This window comes from Pseudoalteromonas shioyasakiensis (assembly GCF_001550135.1).
GTDB classification, from domain to species: domain Bacteria; phylum Pseudomonadota; class Gammaproteobacteria; order Enterobacterales; family Alteromonadaceae; genus Pseudoalteromonas; species Pseudoalteromonas shioyasakiensis.
The window spans coordinates 1-20,610 of the sequence record NZ_LRUE01000010.1; the positions used below are offsets into that span (position 1 = coordinate 1).

Annotated in this window: 16 protein-coding genes; 1 reads left to right on the forward strand and 15 read right to left on the reverse strand. The window is 37.5% G+C overall.

The features are described from left to right. Window positions 1–116 precede the first annotated feature (116 nt). The 14 genes from ltrA to PASHI_RS04415 all read right to left on the reverse strand — a co-directional run bounded on the left by ltrA (window position 117) and on the right by PASHI_RS04415 (window position 18,050). Window positions 117–1,589, reverse strand: a complete 1,473-nt coding sequence (gene ltrA, locus PASHI_RS04350) for a group II intron reverse transcriptase/maturase (protein ID WP_062564752.1) — start codon at window positions 1,587–1,589, stop codon at window positions 117–119. Window positions 1,590–2,356: 767 nt separating this feature from the next. After that, entirely contained in the window at window positions 2,357–2,818 is a 462-nt protein-coding gene (locus tag PASHI_RS04355; RefSeq protein WP_062564706.1) for a PDDEXK family nuclease, read from the reverse strand. Window positions 2,819–2,943: 125 nt separating this feature from the next. Then, window positions 2,944–3,552 (reverse strand): hypothetical protein, encoded by a 609-nt coding sequence (locus tag PASHI_RS04360; protein WP_062564707.1) that lies wholly within the window; start codon window positions 3,550–3,552, stop codon window positions 2,944–2,946. A gap of 179 nt (window positions 3,553–3,731) precedes the next feature. Then, window positions 3,732–5,702, reverse strand: a complete 1,971-nt coding sequence (locus PASHI_RS04365; protein ID WP_082710863.1) for an LTA synthase family protein — start codon at window positions 5,700–5,702, stop codon at window positions 3,732–3,734. Window positions 5,703–5,786: 84 nt separating this feature from the next. Further along, window positions 5,787–6,545, reverse strand: a complete 759-nt coding sequence (locus PASHI_RS04370; protein WP_062564708.1) for a COG4705 family protein — start codon at window positions 6,543–6,545, stop codon at window positions 5,787–5,789. Between the two features lie 27 nt (window positions 6,546–6,572). Next, entirely contained in the window at window positions 6,573–6,938 is a 366-nt protein-coding gene (locus tag PASHI_RS04375) for a diacylglycerol kinase (protein ID WP_062564709.1), read from the reverse strand. A 3-nt stretch (window positions 6,939–6,941) separates the two neighbouring features. After that, on the reverse strand, window positions 6,942–8,624 hold the full coding sequence (locus PASHI_RS04380) for a phosphoethanolamine transferase (protein ID WP_062564710.1): 1,683 nt from the start codon (window positions 8,622–8,624) through the stop codon (window positions 6,942–6,944). 9 nt (window positions 8,625–8,633) lie between these two features. Beyond that, complete coding sequence (locus PASHI_RS04385) at window positions 8,634–10,244, reverse strand: BamA/TamA family outer membrane protein (RefSeq protein WP_062564711.1); 1,611 nt, start codon at window positions 10,242–10,244, stop codon at window positions 8,634–8,636. A 203-nt stretch (window positions 10,245–10,447) separates the two neighbouring features. Next, window positions 10,448–11,206 (reverse strand): DUF3108 domain-containing protein, encoded by a 759-nt coding sequence (locus PASHI_RS04390; RefSeq protein ID WP_062564712.1) that lies wholly within the window; start codon window positions 11,204–11,206, stop codon window positions 10,448–10,450. 5 nt (window positions 11,207–11,211) lie between these two features. Further along, a complete protein-coding gene (gene eptA, locus PASHI_RS04395) occupies window positions 11,212–12,792 on the reverse strand; it encodes a phosphoethanolamine--lipid A transferase EptA (RefSeq protein WP_082710864.1) in 1,581 nt (526 codons plus the stop codon). Further along, the gene (locus tag PASHI_RS04400) at window positions 12,782–13,636 is read right to left on the reverse strand and encodes a phosphatase PAP2 family protein (RefSeq protein WP_062564713.1); all 855 of its coding nucleotides are present in this window, start codon (window positions 13,634–13,636) and stop codon (window positions 12,782–12,784) included. The genes eptA and PASHI_RS04400 overlap by 11 nt, the downstream gene beginning before the upstream one ends. A 102-nt stretch (window positions 13,637–13,738) precedes the next feature. Continuing rightward, the gene (locus PASHI_RS04405) at window positions 13,739–15,958 is read right to left on the reverse strand and encodes a DUF5916 domain-containing protein (RefSeq protein ID WP_062564714.1); all 2,220 of its coding nucleotides are present in this window, start codon (window positions 15,956–15,958) and stop codon (window positions 13,739–13,741) included. Beyond that, window positions 15,958–17,376, reverse strand: a complete 1,419-nt coding sequence (locus tag PASHI_RS04410; RefSeq protein ID WP_062564715.1) for a sensor histidine kinase — start codon at window positions 17,374–17,376, stop codon at window positions 15,958–15,960. The genes PASHI_RS04405 and PASHI_RS04410 overlap by 1 nt, the downstream gene beginning before the upstream one ends. Beyond that, a complete protein-coding gene (locus tag PASHI_RS04415; RefSeq protein WP_062564716.1) occupies window positions 17,376–18,050 on the reverse strand; it encodes a response regulator transcription factor in 675 nt (224 codons plus the stop codon). The genes PASHI_RS04410 and PASHI_RS04415 overlap by 1 nt, the downstream gene beginning before the upstream one ends. Window positions 18,051–18,717: 667 nt before the next feature. On the opposite strand from PASHI_RS04415, the gene PASHI_RS04420 reads away from it, so the two are divergent. After that, window positions 18,718–19,194: a hypothetical protein gene (locus PASHI_RS04420; RefSeq protein ID WP_062564717.1), complete on the forward strand. Its 477-nt coding sequence runs from the start codon at window positions 18,718–18,720 to the stop codon at window positions 19,192–19,194. Between the two features lie 3 nt (window positions 19,195–19,197). Here the strand turns inward: PASHI_RS04420 and PASHI_RS04425 are convergent, their stop codons facing one another. Then, a complete protein-coding gene (locus PASHI_RS04425; protein ID WP_062564718.1) occupies window positions 19,198–20,403 on the reverse strand; it encodes an anhydro-N-acetylmuramic acid kinase in 1,206 nt (401 codons plus the stop codon). Window positions 20,404–20,610 lie beyond the last annotated feature (207 nt).

Consider the following 20,610-nt stretch of genomic DNA (forward strand, 5'->3'; position numbering starts at 1 on the left):
TTTGTCGGATAGACGACACTTGTTACCAAGTGCCGCCCTCCTAAGAACCGTACGTGCAACTTTCACCGCATACGGCTCAAGCCTCCACTAAGGCAACATAATGTCACCCAGCAATGTCACAAACTTGCTACGACAGGTTGGGCCCAAGTATTTCGTCCGTAATTATTGGTCTTCCTATTCTCCAGGTAATCCCGATATTTAGGATCGTACGGGGTTGACGCACTTCGGATCTTAACGTGTCTTCTGATTGGCGTTTTGTTAATTTGAGCAAGAATGAGAACTCGTATTTCATTGTTTATCATTTGATAACCATGAAATAGCCATTGACCATTTAAACCTTGAAAGTATTTACGACCAACCCACATTCTGCTTCTACGGGTATGACGCCGCCGCGCCCACCGCCATAGCGCCCAGAAGATCTGATGACCTACATAGGTAAAGGTTCGCTTTGCCACACAATGGCGATAATAATTCGCCCAACCGTGCAACTTTGGATTCATTAGTTTAATGAGATCTGTCGTTGATACAGTTGCGTGTGATCTGATAAGTTCACGCATGTTACTTAAGAATGACAGCACGTTGCTCTTGCTTGGTTTAATAAGCAGTTTTCCTTTGTACTTTCGAAGGTTAAACCCTAAAAAGTCAAAGCCGTCATCAATATGGGTAACATGTGTTTTCTCCTCAGATAGAGTTAACCCTCTTTCCTTTAGGAACTTAACCAGTTGCGGTTTGACCTCATTAACGAGCACATCTTTCGATGTACCTGTGATAACGAAGTCATCAGCATAACCAATAAAGTTTATCCTTGAGCCAGTTTTAAGCGCTATCGATTTCACTTGCTTCTCCAAGCCTGCAAGCGTCAATAACATCAGTGTTGGCGAGATTATTCCACCTTGTGGCGTTCCTTCGTCTGTTTTGTAGAATAACCCTTTGTCGATAAACCCGCACCCAAGCCATTGTTTCAATATTCGTTTGTCCATTGGAATGTTATCTGTTAGCCATTGGTGGCCAATTTTATCGAAACAAGCCTTGATATCGCCTTCGAGTACCCACTGCGCTGAGCTTGGTTTACACAAGCACTTAAAGCATTGTGCAATCGCATCAGCCGTGCTGCGGTTCGGTCGAAACCCGTAGCTGTTTGGGTCAGCAATAGTTTCAGATATTGGCTCCAAGGCTAGAAGATGTAACGCTTGTTGCGCACGGTCTATCATGCACGGAATACCTAATGGTCTGAGTTTGCCGTTTTTCTTGGGGATATAGATGCGTCTGAGCGGTTTCGCTTTATAGCCTTTTCTGCTCAATTGGTTAACTGCCGCAAGTTTTTGTGCATCAGAATTCCATGTGATGCCATCAATTCCTGCCGTTCGTTTACCTTTATTTTGTGATACTCGTCTGACAGCAAGTAATTTTGCTGACTTCGAGTGAGTCAGTATCCATTGCAAGGCTTTAGCCTTACCCCGTTTACCTTCTCGAATTGCCTTTGCAATACGCATTTGAAGCTTTAATACATGTTGCTCAACGACTTTCCAGTTTATGGATTGCCATTCGCTGTTGTCTGAAGAGGCACTAACTTCAAGCGAAGTCATCATTTGCGTTTCTCCATCAATAAAGTTCTTCAAATCATCTTGCAACGGGAGACCAGTTGGAAGTGGGCTCACTTTCGTGCCAGATAAAATCTGTATCTGCATCATTACAACGCAGCATTGGCTTTTTCCAACCTCCTTTACCTGCACATCTATCGGCAACCTTCACAGGTTACTTTCCCGTAAGGAGAAATACAGGCTTACCTTGTTCCGTATGTCGCGCAATATCAGGTTAGATGCCCACTATAGTGCGGTGAGCCTATCGATCACGAAAGAGCACTGTCCAATCTCTTTCCTACTCACGTTGCCGTTTGGCCACAGCATATAAACCACTTCCGCTGCTTCTCGTATAACGCACCTTACATGGATTCACATACGTTCATCATACTGACACCCTAGCACTTACCCGATTGTGGTTATCAGGAAGAAACGCCTCTCGCGATTTGTTTCCCGCCAATTGGCTTTGTTACATTGTCTGGCTCGCTGCTTTATTCAGAGCCATAGGGTCATCTGGTGATACAGATGGTTCACTCTTATCGCGGTGAACAGCGCTTCATACGACTTCAAGTCGCACGGACAATTATGAGTTAGGGCTAATGCGTGCATTATGCCAAATCTGAGCCTTGATATAGCGAGGCAGATTTTCTATTTCTGATTTTCCAGAAACCATAATCATTATAAATAAACAGACAACCTTACAAGCTCAATTAAAATTTCCTCGTTGAATAGGTATCAATCATTTTGATCCTATGTGTACTATTACTTTAAGGAAATTATTTAGAGAAGGCCTTTAACCGCGTCATGACCAGTTTCTCACTTAGGCGGTCGGTATATGAAAATAGGACAAGTGACACATTGTTTGCTTTACACTTTGCTACCTTATCTCTGTCTCTTTGCTGTGTCTTTTTAAGCCCTTCAACTCCTCCAAATAACTTAACAGGCTTGTAGTGTTGCTGACCCTGATATTCAACAGCTAATACCAGTTCTGGGATGTATATATCAAATCTCTGTTGCCCTAGCCAATCAGGTGACGCTTCTCGTAATACTTCATAATCCGCAAAAAGTGCGTCAATGTACTGGAATAGCATAGTTTCGGCAATCCATCGCTCACCTATGCGGGGATAACCTTTTAATTCTCTTACTTCGTTTTCAGCTTCACGAGGGTTTAATCCCTTCTCAATCGCCAGTTTTTCAATATACGCACCATATCTAACTCTGAATACCGAACCGTACATATTGGAGCAGTAACTTAGGCTTGAATTTGTATTCGCACAAATATGACAAATCCCTTTTTTAAAGCTGTTGTGCTTTAGTGCATAGTCGATATGGGGATGAGACAGGTTGCTTTGGTTGTTAATTGCTAACGCTTCTCTAAAACATTCACAGAAAAGGCTTCGCCGGAAAGTCTATCATAAAAAGTTTGTCGCCACTCGTAAGGATATGTGTGTGACGTCGGTGATAGAGAAGTGGTTTCCCCTTTCAACAAATTGTGCAACCGCCTAAGTGTTTCTCTTTCGAGTGTTGTTTTAAATTTAACGACCGCACGGCTTTTGGTTTTTAGAGAATACACTTTTATCTTATGTACATCTCTGCAATCACTGTCTGCGTAAAAAGGCACCTTCTTAAAAAAGTCGGGGATACTGATACTTGTGAGCTTGCTTAGTTCATTGGGCTTTGCAGTTTGTATCTCCATTTCTATGTAAGTCAATTGCAAGCCACCGTCATTAATAAGCTCAGGGAGAGACAGTGAAGCCTGAGTATCATAATATTTGGAAAGCTTTTTAAGTGTACAACTTGTCAAGGCAACATTGTCGGCTTGCTGAAGACACCCTGAAAATACTGCAAAAATTGCATCTGAGATAGACTCATTATGTTTCTTAACTCGCTCAGCACAGGACGTTAAAAAAGCTCCTTCAGAAAAGCTGTATTGAATAATCAAATTATTAATCACCAATAGTTCATCGGACATATCATAACCATACTGTGGAATTGGTATTTATTCCAACGCTTTACCATCCGCTTTTCACTCTTTAGAGATATCTCAGCTTTGTGCCATTTTCGGTCTTTCGACTGTAATATTACATCTTAAAACTAATTGCGACTACAGATGTTCACCATCTCATTTTTGATTAAACTTATCGTTGAGTATTATTTTCTCTGCTGAGAATACCAATAGTTTTTATATGCCAAACTTCCCCACAATACATGAGCCAATGCGATCTCTGAAGTGTCACGGTTAATATCTATTGGCGATAGTTTGTTGAGTTCATAATTATATTGAAAGTTCAAAGGTGCTTTACTTGGCTGAAGGATGGTTACTTCATCATTAACCATATAAGCAAAATTCTCTGCATACTGCATCATAGCTCTATTAGAAGCCGTTGGATCTGTTAGGTCTTGACCTAACATTGGTGAAATATTCTCTATACCCATTAATGACAAAAGTGTTGGTGCTAAATCGATTTGACTGACTATTCGTTGATCTAAAGAGGGTCCTTTACCTGAGTTTAGAATCACACCCGGAATGTGGAAATTGTTAATGGGAACAAGATCTTTGCCCATTGCTCTCGCATCATGGTCGGCAACAACGAGGAATATAGTATTTTCCCAATAGTCTTGCGCTTTTGCTTTTGCAATAAATTGTCCTAAGGCATAATCTGCATATTGTATGGCTTTATGGCGCAGTAATTCTTTGTCATCATATTGTTGTAATTGTTCAGCAGTGTATTGAATTGGTGAAACAATACCATCAGGTATTTCAAATGGATCATGGTTACTTGACGTAAATATGAAACTAAAAAATGGTTTTCCTTCGTTATGAAGCTTAGTTAATTCAATATCAGCTTGATTAAACAAATCACCATCGCTTGCCCCCCAAGACGCTACAAATTGTGGATTTTCAATATCATTAAAGTCAACAATGTCAGTAAAGCCGTTTCCTAGAAAGAAGCTTTTCATGTTGTCGAAATGACTTTCTCCACCATAAATGAATTGAGCCTCATAACCATTTTCTTTGAGCAGAGATGCAATAGTAAAGAAGTCCTTTTGCGATTTATCTAACTTAACAACTGCCCTAGAGGGCGTTGGAGTAAAGCCAGTTATAACTGCTTCAATACCTCTAACGGAGCGAGTGCCTGTTGCGTACAATCGTTTAAATGCCCAGCCTTCTTGATTTAATTTATCAATTTCAGGTGTTAGCGGGATTCCACCAAGAGATGATACATATTGGGCACCTAAGCTTTCTTCTAAGATTATTACCAAGTTTTTTGGTTGTCCCTTAAAGCTCGGAGAGCGTTTACTTAGAGTGGGTAAGTTGTTGTTTTTGAAGCTTTCTAAAGGTTGTTTTGACTCCTGACGAACCAGCTCAATAACTCTACTATCTTCCATATTGCCATACAACTTAGCTGCATTTTTTTCGTCACCAAATTGATTAAGTGCATAAGCAACACTATATGTTGAATTTAATGTCAGTGAGTTTACTAATGGATCAGTAGAAAAATATACTAAGGCAGGGTTGATTGGTCTATGCCCCAATGTCCCCCGTGCAGATAAAGCAATTACTACAAAAAGCATCAAACAAGAAACCAGCCTACTTCCGATTGTTGCGTTATCTTCTTTTACTTTGTTAGAGACTACCTGATTAGTAAACTGCCATAACTTTTTAACAGGTAATAGCAGTAGAGCAAACACAATCAGTATTGTCATCAAATGACCATTTACCAGCATTTTAGACACTTCATCAGGATAAGCTAGATATTCAATAAATAGCCTGTTTGGTCTAAAGCCGTATTCATTTATAAATGCGGGCGTTGCTAATTCAAAAAACAATATGCCCATAAAGCAGATCAGAAACCAAATTCGCAAAACCAATGACCAATACTCTTGAAATCTAGTTTTTGACACCCAAGGGTGCAATAACGCAGGGATCGCGCATAAGTAACCTACGCTACTTAAGTCTATGCGAAAGCCATTTGTGAGTAGGCTCCAAATACTATTTAAGTCATTAAATCTATCTAATTGCCAGATAGCCAACCCAGTTCGTACTAAGGTTAGGAATAGCATGACAGAAATAGAGAAGAGTAAGAATGGTCTAATAAAGCTGTAGATAGAAGTAAACATCGCAATTCTTTTTGGTGAATAACACGATGTTTACTTTATTAGGTGAAACTTAAGAATTACTTAATTAAAACTGATAATTAGATATTAATGTTGTTTTAAAGCTGGTCGCTGAGGTAGAAGTATAATCAAAACTATTATTACAAACAGTAGTGTCGCGGTAGCTGAATATCTACTCAATTCCAAACCGCCGTGCGCAACAGGCTTGTCTAAAAAGTCACCTACAACAGCTCCTAGGGGGCGAGTCAAAACAAACGCAAGCCAGAATAGTACTGTTCTAGATACTTTAGTGAACAAGTATAGGAACAATACAACTACTAGACCTGTACTGAAAATATATGCAGCTCCAATATAACCCAATCCAGCAGTATCAGCAGTCCAATCTCCCAGTGCAGTCCCAAGTGTTTGAGAAAACATAATAGTTAACCAGTAAAACGATTCTGCTTTAGGGTTGTCAATAGAAGAAACACTGATACTCCCAATTGTTCTATACCAAATAGCCAATGTAATAATTAAGAGAGTAGCTAATAGAGTTGAGCCTCCTAAATACCCAATTCCCAACGATCTATCGGCAAAATCAGCAAGTGTTGTCCCCACTGTCGTTGATGCAATAATAGTGATCCAATAAATAAACGGGCTAAATTTTGTAGATTTTACTTGCATAACAACAGCGGCAATAAAAAAGGACATAAAGATTACAGTTCCAACTAAATAGCCCAAATTCATTGACATTGAAACAGCATCACCACCTGTTTCACCTAACGTAGTCGCGAGTATTTTTATGATCCAAAACCCTATTGTTAATTGAGGTACTTTTATCAGTGCATCGTTTAATTGTTTATTCATATAAAATTCCTCTATGTAGGTATGTCATTAAAAAAGAACTATCAACCAAATACATATGGCAATCACTATACTCACTAATACTGCGGCAGACCCTAAATCTTTCGCTAATCCAGACAGTGGGTGTATTTCGAAACCAATACGGTCAACGACTGCCTCTATTGCAGTATTTACTATCTCGGTAAACATAATAAACAGTACCGCAATGATAAGTATGAGTTTCTCTTTCAGTGTAATATTGAACAAGAAAGTTACTGGGATCGACAATACAAGCAACAGCAACTCTTGTCTGAATGCGGCTTCATTCCTTAGGAGCCACTTGAACGCTCTAGTTGAATTTAATGTTGCGAGATACACTCGTTTAAGACCTTTAGGTTTATTTTTACTATCAAACACGGATTAGTTTACTCCTTGAAAAATTGTTGGCGACTTTGCATTTGCTACGGAAAGATCATTAGTACACTGACTAAAAGGGTTGTTTTCAGGTTGATAAACTTTTGACTTTACCTGCATTTCCGCAAGTAAAATATCGAATATGTTGTCATGGGATATAGGCTGTTCACTCATTCCATTCAAACAATCTAACTTGGCTTTGTGATGTAATAGATCTCCCCAGTAAATTAATGGCACTTTTGTTTGCTCTTCTGGTGCAAATGCATAAGGTAGCCCATGTAAATAGACGCCACTTTCGCCTAAAGATTCGCCATGATCAGAGACATAAATCATTGATGTTTTGATATTGTTCTTATTGCTCAATGCCTCAAGTTCTGTGATGATTTCTGACAAGACTAAATCGGTATAAGCAATCGTGTTGTTGTAGGTATTAACAAGTTCCTCTTGACTACAATTTTGGATATCACTGCGTTGACAGTCGGGAGAAAATACTCGTTTGTTTTTGGGGTAGCGTTTGTAGTAAGTTGGTCCGTGAGAGCCAATCATATGTAATACAATCAACGTATTGTCGCTTTTTAACGAATATAGTTTATCTCTTAATGCTTCAACCAACACCTCATCAAAGCAATATTCACCATCACATAATGGCTTATTACTATTTGTTGAAATTTGCTCAGTTTTGACACGAGCGCAGACACCCTTACAGCTACCATTATTGTTACTAATCCAAAATACTTCAGCCCCAGCCAAATGAATTAAGTCAATGGCGTTTTGTTGGGCTGTAGCCACTCGTTTTTCATAGTTTTCTTTGTTTAATCTAGAAAACATACAGGGAACTGATACTGCTGTTGCTGTGCCACAGGAGGTAACATCTTTAAATGAAACAACGCCTAAGTCTTTGGTTTGGCTATTGGTCGGCTTGTCATAACCATTTAGAGAAAAGTTTTGGGCGCGAGCTGTTTCACCAAGCACCAAAACGGTAATGCTTTTAGTGTTGTTCGGACTAGAAATAGTTGGTGAAGTATCTAGTAAAGTAAACTTTAAAGGCGGATAGATATAATTTCTGTTTGCATATTTCACAGTAGAATCAATTAACGCATAGGGAGTTAAATAGCCGATCAAGTCACGGTTATTTCTTCCAATTGATGCATAGCTAGAATAAAAAACGATTGTTATTAAAAAAATGGTTGCAAAACTACCAATGATTAACTTTGCTCTGGATAGCAACTCTCCCATAAAGGATGAATATGTGAGCTTTACTTTCGCAATCAGTATTGATGGCAGAATACCTAAGACAACAAAAAATACACAAGCAGAAAAATTAACATATGAAAGTGCTTCGGCTCTGTCAGTTTCAAATGTGTTTTGTATCATCCCATAATCAAAAACAATGCCGTAGGTCACTGTGCTATAAAAAACAAGGGAAGATGTTAGTACTAGTAGTATTAGTATAGGTTTAGTTATCCAGCGAAATGCAAAGAAACATTGAATGATGATCGATAATGACAGGAGAAATATTGGGACAGATAATAAAAAGAAAATATTATATTCACTAAGTGCCACTATTGCAGAAGACGTTTTTAAAATAAACGGAGCGTTCAACACCAATGTTACATACGCACAAGTGAACATTACTAACTGATTGGTGGTTAGTGTGATATTTTTTAGAAAAACTAAAGCCTTGTTCATTATTACACCTTAAAATGAATGCTTTGTAGTGATACGGAATTCGATACCATTGACGTTTTGATCTGAGGTCATTGGCTTGATGATATCTACATGTATTACGCGAGCTTCGCTGGTTTGCGTCGAATAAAATCGAGCGCCAATGCCTACGGAAGTCATCCACGAATCTTGGTTGGTGGTATTATCTGAACTACCGAAAACTCTGCCTGTATCGACAAAAATAGCTCCGCCTAACTCAAGTAATTTATAGATATTGATGTGAGGGTAATAACGAGCTTCAGCCGTAAATTGAGTGCTGTGATCGCCATGCCTGTATTGTAATGGATAACCCCGTAAGCCAGTTTCACCACCTAAGACAATAGGGTTGTCTTGAAATTGATTCTCACTAAATTGACTGTTGTTTTTTAAATAGGCACCCCAGCTATCATTTAATTTATGAAAGTATTCATTATTGACGCTTAATACAGTTCTATTTGCATTGTTGGAATCACTGTAAATTTCCCCATCTAAGGTTGCACTAATAAACCAAAAAGTATCATCAAATATTTCTATGCCTTTTGTTAAACTTGACTGCCAAAGTAATGTTGGTGAGGTATCTGTATTCCCGATATCAGTGCCAACCTGAGTTGTTAAATTCCACCCAAGGTTGAAGTCTTCTATATGATTTATCAGGTTGAGGTTAGATAGTTTTCTGAAGTCTTTTTGCAAATACTCAACACTTAGATAAGGGTATATAAACTCTCTATTAGAAGGTACGACAGAAATTAAATCGGGGTTTTGTATCTCATTAATTGCTGAAAATTCATGCTGTTCATTAGTAAAACCAATACCAAATCTTAATGTATCTTCATTGGAGTCATTTTTAAGCCATTGCCAGCTAGCTGTTGAGTAACGTTGATTGTGTTCAAATTGGTTGTAAGTTTTGCCAAGTTTGTATTGGGTATCTATTTGCCTAAAGTTGTCAAAGCCAATATTAAATGCATTGTTGGTATCAAAACTTACAAAGTCTTTCTGTATGAATACAGATTCAGATGTGCCGTCGTCGCTGTTGGTTAGATTAACTTGCGCGTTAATATTATTATTGAGGAATAATGGGAAATGAGTTTTAAATTTATATCCACTGCGTTGATCATTGGTAAACGATTCAAGCTCAGCGTCTATACCCAAGCCTAAGAAATTTCTGTCTTTGATACCAATAGCGTATTTATTCTTTCCCCCCTTACGGCCAAAATCTACTGTTGGCATTAGTGACCAGTTATCCCAAGTTTCAACTGTGATTTTGTCAGAGTTATCGTTTCGAGTTACTCGTGCATCTCTTATGTATTTTTTACTTCTGAGGTGGCGTTCCAGTTCTTCAAGATCTTCTTGGCTTACATCGCACTTTTTTATGAAAAATGCAGCTTCATTGTACAGTGTTTTATTTTTGGTTTTGATATGAAAAAAGTTAGCCCAGCGATGGAGAAAAATAGTGTCTGGATCTTCTAAGTTAAAAATGTCGTAGGTCTTTAATTCTATTTTATCTTTTTGATTACAATTATCGTCAGTTGCATTCGCTGCTTGTGCTCTACAAGTTAAGAAAATTATTGATGTTGCAAGTAGGTTGATAACAAAATGCTTTTTCATAAAGACACCTCTTCTGAGTATGACTTTATGGTAATTTTGTTAACTTAAGATTTGCTTAGTTCAAACTGATAAATAGCAAAGTGTTGCTATTTTTTGCTTAGAAAGGCTTTGCTATTATTGAATTACGGTAGTTAGTTTTAGAAGTTAATTAGAAATGTAGTTTTTATCTTTTATTTGTAGGAAGGTTATGCCGATATTGCTTCTTAATGTTTCTCAATAGAACTTATAAGTAGTGTTGCGACTTCTTCTTCCTTGTGTTCTTGTAAAAGCATAATAGGAATATAGTCGTAATCAATTGCCAGCCAAATATGCGTCTTTCTAGTACTATTTTTTCTAATCCTGCTTAATTTTATGCAATTAAGTTCCCCAAGAGGTGTGTCAATAGTAACTCGTCCACCATTCAGGAAGTTAAATTCTTTGAAGCCACTTGTATCATAAACGGTGTAATGCAATTGTTTTACATTAGAAAACCCATCGTTTTTCAGTGCGTCAAGCCTTAACATTTCAAACACAAATAGTGGGTCTAACACGTCATCTTTTAAGGTTTGTTCACTAATTTCGCCATTCTTTTTAGCTATTAAAGTTTGGTTATTATGATCAAAATTTAACTGTAAATGTTTTTCTTTTTTAAAGGTTCTCGAATCTTTTCCTTTATAGCTCAGTAGCGCTACTTTATTGTCCTGCCATAGAAAAGTACTTGTCTCACTCGTATCTATGCTATAGAAAAAAATTGATGCGCTAGTATTGAATGATAACGAATAAGAAGTGTTATTTTTACTTAGTGTTCTTGTGGCTCGACCATATTTTTTCTTGCCACGTAATACACTGTATTTCGCGGTATATAAATTCAATTCAGATGTTTCTTCAGAACCACTTTTAATAAGAGGGGCAGCAGTTATTGGTAAGGCAAAATAAAGTATTACCAATATAATAATTTTAATAGCGCTGTTGTAGTTCAACATAATTTCTAATGTTCACCAGAGTTATACAATACATCAAGCGTACTATCATATATTGATGACTCAAGGCTAAGCGCTCCTAAAACGGTATGAAAGACATTAAACTGATTATGGCTATTAGCTTGATTTAAGTTTTTAAGCTTTAAATTTCTTGCATCTAAAAAAGTATCAGATGCCCAAAATAAAAATGGGATATCTTTTTGATAATCTGGTGCAAATGAATATGGTGTGCCATGCAAGTAAAGTCCATGCTCACCAAGTGACTCACCGTGATCAGAAATATACATCATTGCTGATGAAGTTTTCGCTAAGGTTTGTAACTCCATTATCAGTGTCGTCAGGAAATGATCGGTATACAGCAGGGTATTATCGTAGGCATTAATCAATTCCTCCGGACTACATTTGCTAATTTCTTCATCACGGCAGACAGGAGTGAATTGGTTAAATTCTTTTGTGTATCGTGAATAGTAGCTTGGTCCATGACTCCCTTTAGTATGCAAAACAACAAAGATCTTTTGTTTATCAGATGAATCGATAGCGTTAATTAAATTAGTCAGTAGTACTTCATCTAACTTACAGCCTTCACCCACGCAGTCAGCTCGTAATTCAACCGCCTCGGTATAACTTGTTGCTTTTATTGGTGGTTCACCCCAGTTATTGGTTCGCCACTGTACATCAACGCCATGTCGAGCTAAGTAAGTTGGTAATGCTTCAAAGTCTAAGTATTGATCACTAGGTGCTAAAATACATGCCAGAGAACCTGTGGTATAGGTAGTGCAGGATTTTGTATTGTTCAGCACTAGTAGATTAGACTGTTCTGCGAGCTTTGGGTTAGTTAATTTGGAATAGCCATACAATGAAAAATTGGCAGCACGAGCGGTTTCACCAATGACCAATACAAAGACTGTTTTATTGTTATTCAGAAAATGGCCATCTGGTAACGCTTTCTGTCCGTCAGTTGTTCTATTTATAGATGAGTAATATCTACCTGAATTTATTATGTATGACCAAGGTAAAATCTTTCCGCCTAAAACGCTGGCATGCTTATCAATCCAAAGCCAACTAGTAGAATTCGTATACAAGAATGCACCAGAGATTACTAAAGCAATTGACGCGTTACCTAATATTTTTACTCTATCAACTTGTTTAATTTTTATTAAGGCAACAAAACAAGCTGGCATTAACCCCAACATTATTATCGGGAAAACTAAGCTTACGGTGAGTAGTTCAATAGATTCTGAATAGCGGGTGTTAAATATATTTCCCATCATGGTTCTATCTAGCACCACTTGATAGTTACTCATGTAATATATAGCGGAAGCATTTAAAACAGTGATGATTACGAGAAATATTTTCAGAACTGTTGGTGAAATAAACGCTAGCAATGAAAATATGGTGTATGAAAAGATAAATACTATCACAACAGTAGATAGTAATATTCCAATTCCGCTAGTGCTCCATACATTGGTGTTTTGATTAACATACTCTAACAGCACCAAATTGTAAGCAAACGTCATTACAATGCTCACCCAAAAAGTGAAGCTGCTTGCCTTCAAAATTGAAATTTTAGAAAGGGCTTTAGTGTTCATCTTGTAATATTGATTTTAATGTGATGTATGTACCAACAATAGCGCTGACTGAAATTGCTATCCAAATTATAGTTAGTTCAGGAAGCTTTCCACTGATAGTACATACTAAAAGGATGAAGCAAAATCCAAGGACAAAATATCCTAAAATAGCAGGCTTTACTTTTGCCCAATTCCACCATTTTGAATAATGTTTTGATAAGTATTCGCCACTTAACCCTGAAACAGTGCCTATTATTGCTCCAAATGCTAAATCTGCGGGCCAATGAGCACCAACAGCGACTCTAGAAATGGCGACTACTGTAGCGACCATAAGCGATAAATATATCCAATACGTTTTATGTTGCTCACTGATTTTAGCTTCTCTCAAAAGAACAAATACCATTGCAGAGATTGCTGTAAAAATCGTAATAGTATGACCAGATGGAAAACTTGTATAAGCAGTCAGGGTTTCGCCAATAATAGTAAATTGCTGATGTTCTAAAACAGCAGCGGGTCTAGGAATGGCAAAGAAACTTTTACCTAAATGACTAAGTGCGCAAGCGAGAGGAACAGCTCCGAACATAGCTGCCCACATTCTCGTATTCACAAGGCAAATGAAGGAAAGCAGCGGAATTAGAATCAGAGCATCCCCCAAGTACGTAATATTGTGCCAAATTTCACTGGGTAGTATTTGCAGAGCATTGTTACTGAAAGAAAAGATATCTTTTTGGCTGGCGATATAGGCGTCTTTATTCAGTGCCATACTTACCATTATGGCACTCATTAAACATATAAAACTTATAAGTTTCCAAAATGGGAAATAGCCTTTAGAATATTGTTGACCAATTGTTAGCTTTACTGGCATAAAATCACCTCAATGTTGGTGATTACATGCTAAAAATTAAAACTTAAGTTTTGCTTAGTTGAAACTGAAACTTTAAATAAGATTGATTGAATGTTGCCTTAATCAAAAATGAAGTCGAATTTTCGCAAATAGATTATGAGCATCTTTTGCATTTATTGATTGTTTATAAAGGTTTCTTTTTCCAAACTTCGCGAGATCGTCTTCAAATTCCCCACCAAAACTATAGCTGAGGTAAAGCGCGGTTAATTTACTTAAAGAATATTTATAGCGAAGCTGGAAAGCACTTTCAGAAAATGAAAAATCATCTTGGTTTTTAGAGCCTATCAACTCACCCTGTCTATCAACGATGTATTGATTTAGGTGATTTGCTTTCCCGATAACAGACTCAAGTTTAAAACGTACTTCCTGACTTTCACTAATTTGATAATCTACACTTAGTTCAATGCCTTGCTCTGTGAAGTTAAATTCATCGACGGTATTACCGTCATCCCATTCAAGCCAACTATCACTATTGTATTGTGATACCGTTAGTCCAATGAGTAGTAGAGTACTAATCTGCTGCTCAATGCTCACTTCAGCGTTGTAAAAGTTACCAGTCAGGCCCTCCGTTCCCATCTCTAGTGCGACTCCAACACTTCCCCAGTCATATTCTGGAGAATTTAGTTCAAGTTCGGCTATATAAAAGGACGGTAGCCATACGGAATTATTCCCTCGCGTTAGTAAATCATCATATCCAGACGAACCCAACTCCAAAGAAAGTTGATATTCAAATTCTGTACTTGTCACCAATTCAACACCTGCACCAACAATACGAGGCAGTTTTTCATTTTGGTGGTTCTTTTTTAATTCAGTTTCAAACGCAAATGTAACATCTCTTATCAACCATCTATCTAAATCTGGAATTTGAAATTGATATTCATATTCAAATTGCTTTCGATTGACTCGCTTGACATAGCCGATGTCATTTAATTGTAAGTCGTCTCCATAGTTAAAAAGACTAAACTCATGACTATGCTGCTCGGATGGTTCTGTACTTCCTGTAAGCCACCAACCGAAGTCGCTCGTTGTTTCAGGCTCTTGTTCTATATCAGATCTGACTATGCCGAAATTTAGCTTAGTATTATCTGAGTATGCATAATTGAAATCAGACTCAATTATAATTGCCTTTCGCTCAATGCTGGGCGTATTAACCCTATTAATTGAAGCGCCAAACTTGTTAGCTCCTAATCGGTACTGCCCTCTTAATATCCAAAAATCTCTACCAAATTTCCCGCTATCGGCACTTTCAAATGCAGATAAAAGCCCAAAATCTAATTGTTCACTACTTATTGTGTATTTAATTGCAGAATCCAACTCACCTGAATAGTCTTCATCATAATATGACTCCCCGCCAATTCTTGGCGTATGTACTACTCTGAGAGACTCTGGCCCGGAAACTTCAAATAAACTTTGATTATCATTGAAAAAAGGTCGTTTTTCTGAGAAAAAGCTTTCTATGGCTGAAAAATTAACAACTAACTCATCTGACTCAACCTGTCCAAAGTCAGGGTTTATGGTGGCACTTAATTGCTGACTTTTAGTAGGTTTCCAAAACAATTCAGCCCCTATATCAGTAGAGTTTTTGTTGTTCGCAATGTCTCGATTAGCCGAAATGTATGGAAAAATATCTAGGCTCGACTGATTGTTAATTTCAACTTTTTGTTTGCTGAAATTTGTTAAAAAACTATTCATTGAAGCGTTTGCCGGAATTGATGAATAGGTTGCATTAGTGGATTCATCAAAACGAGTAATAGAAAGGCCGAATTCATTCTGCTCTTGAATAGCAAAAGACATAGTAGTCCAAGGGATATAAATTTCAGCGTTCCATGAATTGGTAAACACTTTAGTTTTGAAGTACCACTGACTACTCCAATCTAAATCTAACTCTTTATTCTGCTTATAGATACCATCATAAAAATATCCTTGATGATTGACTGAAAATACATAACTTGTTTGTTCGGTATTATTCATATCTATCATTAATTGAATATGATCATTAGTGAAAAGCGTGTCGTTTTCTTGTGTCCTTACTCTCAATGGCGGCTTAGTCGTTGCCACAACACCTATGTATATGCCGCGGTCAGTTGTTATCACTTGATAAGAAAAGTTGCTCTCTACCTTTGTTAGCGTTTGTGGAACAACTTGATAATTAACAGTGTTTCGCTGCGCGCTTTGCCAACCTGAATCATTCAGGGAGCCATCAACGACAACTTCAGTTGCAAAGGCAATACTTGAAGCAAACAGATAAAGAAATAGTAAAGAACCGTTATAATGCTTTTTCATTACAGTGACACAGTAAATGTAATTTTCCTCTCAACTAACGATACTGAAACAGTTGCTCCAATTTTTTCACAATAGGATTTTACTATTGCTAAACCTAATCCAAATCGCTCTGTTGATGTTCTTGATTCGTCTTTTTGCCATAAAGGCTCAAAAAACAATTTAAGTTCATTTTCTTGATAGTTTTCGTAGCAGATATTTGAAATTTTGATTAAAGCATTTCTGTTATCAGTCTTTGCTGTTGTTATCTCTATTGCTGAATTAGTTGGACTATAAAAGATTGCATTGTTAATTAAATTTGATAACACAGTTTCTAAAGCAAATTTATTGGTTTCTACTATCAATGATGGCAAATCGAAAAGAAGTATAATTTCTCTGTCATCTGAATTTTCTCTTGCGATAACATTACTAATCAGATCCGTTAGGTTAATTTCGTTAGTTTCTAATTCATTGCTACTACTACTTTTTTGCAATAGCATGATGCTACTAACGATATTTTTTAAGCGATAGGATATTCCATGGACATCGCTTGCAAGGTTATCTGATATTTCCTTTTCATGAGGAAACTTTAAGGCAACTTCGCTCAAACTTATAAGCTCTGCGATTGGTGTTTTTAATTCGTGAGCAATGTCAGAAGCCATCCTCTGCTCTCGAATGTACAGAATATGATTTTCTTTAATAAACTGATTAACGCCTTCAGCTATCGGAACGAGTTCTTGCGGTAAAAATTCTACTGAAACTTCCGGGTTTTTAGAGTTTAAACTTATTTTTCTTAGCTGCTGACTGAGTTGAGTTATTGGCTTTAAACTCCTATAAACAACAAGTTTGACAATTATTCTGATAATAAATACAGAGAATATAGATGTGAAAATAAAGATAATATCAACAAACCAGAGGATATAGTCTAACTCTTCTCTACTTAGCGCATAGGCAAGTTCCATTGGTTGTTGATTTTTTGCAAATTCTTCTCTGCTTATACCGAGTGTTTCTCGAATGTCAGAGTCAACCTGAGGAAAAAATTTTGTATAAAGCATCCTGCCATTTCTGCCGTCTGGTAATACGGTATCTTGAATAATAAATTCATGTAGTTTTGCATCTAGTCGAGAGAGATCTTTTATTTCAAAAAACTCTAGAGTGTCCGATCTCTCAAATACTTCGCTTTTGTGCCAAAGTTGGTAATATTCAGGGTTTTCTTTGCCTTCAAATTCCGGCATAAACTCCCCAGCAAAATCAAATTCTATTCCGTCCTCATCTTCTTCAACTAATGTTTCAAGTAGCCCAACCTTGTTGACCATGGCTCGGTCAAACTCATCACTTATCCATGTATCAACACTGATATCAGTTGCTAATAAGATACAAATTAAAAGTAATGAAATTGAAATTGATAGATAGCGACTTAGCTTTTTATGAATTGAATTCATTAATGACTCTCAACGAAGTAACCAAAGCCACGCTTAGTTTTAATTGGAAGCTCGTAACCAATAGCTCTTACTTTTTTCCGAGCAGAAGAAAGGTGAGCCTCTATAGAATTTTTTGCAATTGCATCATATTGTCCGGCGAGGTATTCGCTAAGCTTTTCAGAAGAAATGACTTTTCCTTGATTGGAGAATAAGCACTCAACCACTTTGTATTCATTAGGGGTTAGCTGAGCATCTTTACCACCACATCTTAATTGTTTTAAATGTAAATCTAGCGATATAGAACCAATGTTAATACTGTTAGCGTTCATATTCAAAGTACCTCGCCGCATTAAACAGAGTAAACGGACATGCAGCTCGTCAAAAGAAAAAGGTTTAGTAAGGTAGTCATCTGCACCGTTGAGAAGCCCTTCAACTTTATCTTCTGTAAGGTCTTTCGCAGACAAAATTAATACACGGATATCTTTACCTGCATTACGGATTGCTTTCAGTATTGAAGTACCATCGACAGAGGGGAGCATTAAGTCGAGAATTAGTAGTGAATAATCTCCAGACAAAGCCATGCTTAGCCCCTCAGAACCATCACCAGTATCATCCACGGTGAAACCGAGGTTGGTTAATCCTACCCTTAAACTTCGTCTAAGTGATATTGAATCTTCGATAACTAAAACTTTCAATGATGCATGCCTTTGAGTAAATATTATTCAGAATATCGCTTTAAACTTAAGAGTAGCTGAATTTACACTTAATTTATGTCAAAGCTATTTCGTTAAAGCTCTAGCTTTCCCTCTAAGTTTTCAGATTCTTTTTGTGAAAAATCAATTTTAAATCACAAATTAGAGTATTTAAGTTAACTGAACATGGGGAAATAAGAGGCTTAATGTCCGTTTTGTAGATATATTGATACAACTCAAACATAAAATCAGTGTCTCAAATTCGCTCAAAGCCGACCTATAGAGTATTTACGTTAACCCATTATGGGGCATTTTTGAGTTAAGAGACAGCGCAAAAAAGGCAGGTTTTTGATTAATCCAAACTGAGCTTTGTATTACCTCCAGTACTTGATATTTTAATTATGATTCATCTGTAGCTTTGAGGTAAATATACAGGTATCACGCCTTATCAGAAAACCCCAAATATCGACATTTCCCTCCACCCTAAAACCCTTGCCAGACAAGACTTTCTATTCCAATCTTGTCAGAAACCATTCCAGTTTTGGAACAGAAAGAACACTTTCCTCTGTTTTTGATATAAATAATCCGCAATATGACAATAGTCATAATTCTGTCATCTAACTGATCAATAATTGACGCTAATTTAATCACCTAACGTAATGAAGAAGTAATGGACAGTGCCTTGGTGCAACTTTCGTTTGCACTCCCCTCTAGTGAAGATCCTTTATGTGCTGCGCTTGCGCATACTATGGAATATGAACAATTGCATTTTGCGGCTAATGAGCAAAAGCGTGTTGTATTTTGTTGTGTGCTGCCAGATGATGCCCATGAAGGTGATGTGATCTCTATCAGTGCAACGCGCCCTGATGCACGTGAGTCTGCGTACTTTACTGCGCATACTTTAACGCAACACGATCTAGATCAGCACGTTATTATGCTTACGTTAGAGGATGTTACTCACAGTGGTGAATTTGTATTGCAATTAATGCTACACGGCATGCATGCAACACTTAAAGACAGCGCCCAGTTTGATGTCAGCATTGCAGCAAGCACATCACCAGAGCTGCTAACTGGCGATCAATCTAAAAACAATGGCTTACGCCATTACATCAGTAATATTGGCGCAAGCTTTTTAGCCTTTTTCTAGGGCCTAGTCAGCAAAGCTAATTTTACCCATGGTAATATCGGGGATCCCTTGCTCGGTATTACCAAAGCGTTGTTGTCCGCCCGACAAACATTCGTTCGCTAAAATAGCAAATAACACGGCTTCTTTTGCATCTGGGTTTATCCCCAACGAATCGGTGTTTTTTATAACAGAAAGTTCTGGGCAATTAGCCAAAATAATGTCCATTAATAATGGGTTATGAACTCCACCACCACTGGCGTAAACAGCCACATCGGTCAAGCCTTCGCTGCATTGGTTAATTGCTTTAGCAATCATTACCCCTGAAAACTGCACCAAAGTTGCCATCACATCAAAGTGCGATAAGCTCTGCGTATTCGAGCGTGCTTGTGCTGCAAATAAATACTCTAGATTAAACACTTCTGGCCCGGTTGTTTTTGGAAACCCTAAAGCAAAAAACGCATCATCACACAGCGCTGCGAGTAAATCTTCACTTACCGTGCCTTTTGCTGCAATAGCGGCATCTTTATCATAATGAAGTGGTGCAAAATAACGCTGCACATAGGCATCCATAATGGTATTGCCAGGGCCAATGTCAGAGCTAAAAACCGCTCGTGCATCTGCAGATTTAGGTAAGTAGGTTAAGTTTGCAATACCGCCCATATTTAGCAAAATACGGTTTTCGCTGGTACTTGTGAAATACAAGTAGTCACCATATACCGCAAGCGGTGCGCCTTCGCCACCCGCAGCAATGTGCTTTTGTCTAAAATCAGCTATGGTCGTAATACCTGCAGTCACCGCTAAATGATCGCTGTCACCAATTTGTAGTGTTGCATTGCCATATTCTGCACGCTTGTGTTGGTTTTTAGGGCAGTGATAAATAGTTTGTCCGTGGCTGGCAATCACATCAACAAGTTCTTTTGCTACTCCCCAGCTGGCTAACGTTTTGGCAACCATTTCACCATGTAATTGGCCAATCCAAGGGTTGAGTAAAGTGACTTCTTCAAGATCACATTCGCGTTTGGCGAACACTCGCTTTACACGCGTTTTATAATCATCGTCGTAGTCGACCGTCGTAAACTTTAATACTTCTACATGAGTGTTCATGCCCTGCCCTGATACTTCGCATAGCGCGATATCAAGGCCATCTAACGAGGTACCACTCATTAGACCAATTATTAATTTTCTTTCTTTTTTTGCGCTTAAATACAGTTTTTCAATATGTTGATGCATAAATAAATCACTTAAAATCAGCTTATTAGATGTAAATAAGCGGGTTGATGAGTTGGAATAGTTTATATTTTAAAATAATAGATTTAAAGAATAATTATTGCAAAGACTTTTAAATTGCTTTAAAACTGTACCGGTGAGCTCCCCAAAAGGAGAACACACAAGCATCATAACAAAAAGTATGACTCATTAAATTAACTAAATGGTCTA

Coding starts and splice junctions, on each gene's coding strand:
- ltrA (WP_062564752.1), bottom strand. CDS start 1,589: ATGATGACTTCGCTTGAAGTTAGTGCCTCTTCAGACAACAGCGAATGG.
- PASHI_RS04355 (WP_062564706.1), bottom strand. CDS start 2,818: ATGTACGGTTCGGTATTCAGAGTTAGATATGGTGCGTATATTGAAAAA.
- PASHI_RS04360 (WP_062564707.1), bottom strand. CDS start 3,552: ATGTCCGATGAACTATTGGTGATTAATAATTTGATTATTCAATACAGC.
- PASHI_RS04365 (WP_082710863.1), bottom strand. CDS start 5,702: ATGTTTACTTCTATCTACAGCTTTATTAGACCATTCTTACTCTTCTCT.
- PASHI_RS04370 (WP_062564708.1), bottom strand. CDS start 6,545: ATGAATAAACAATTAAACGATGCACTGATAAAAGTACCTCAATTAACA.
- PASHI_RS04380 (WP_062564710.1), bottom strand. CDS start 8,624: ATGAACAAGGCTTTAGTTTTTCTAAAAAATATCACACTAACCACCAAT.
- PASHI_RS04385 (WP_062564711.1), bottom strand. CDS start 10,244: ATGAAAAAGCATTTTGTTATCAACCTACTTGCAACATCAATAATTTTC.
- PASHI_RS04390 (WP_062564712.1), bottom strand. CDS start 11,206: ATGTTGAACTACAACAGCGCTATTAAAATTATTATATTGGTAATACTT.
- eptA (WP_082710864.1), bottom strand. CDS start 12,792: ATGAACACTAAAGCCCTTTCTAAAATTTCAATTTTGAAGGCAAGCAGC.
- PASHI_RS04400 (WP_062564713.1), bottom strand. CDS start 13,636: ATGCCAGTAAAGCTAACAATTGGTCAACAATATTCTAAAGGCTATTTC.
- PASHI_RS04405 (WP_062564714.1), bottom strand. CDS start 15,958: ATGAAAAAGCATTATAACGGTTCTTTACTATTTCTTTATCTGTTTGCT.
- PASHI_RS04410 (WP_062564715.1), bottom strand. CDS start 17,376: ATGAATTCAATTCATAAAAAGCTAAGTCGCTATCTATCAATTTCAATT.
- PASHI_RS04420 (WP_062564717.1), top strand. CDS start 18,718: ATGGACAGTGCCTTGGTGCAACTTTCGTTTGCACTCCCCTCTAGTGAA.
- PASHI_RS04425 (WP_062564718.1), bottom strand. CDS start 20,403: ATGCATCAACATATTGAAAAACTGTATTTAAGCGCAAAAAAAGAAAGA.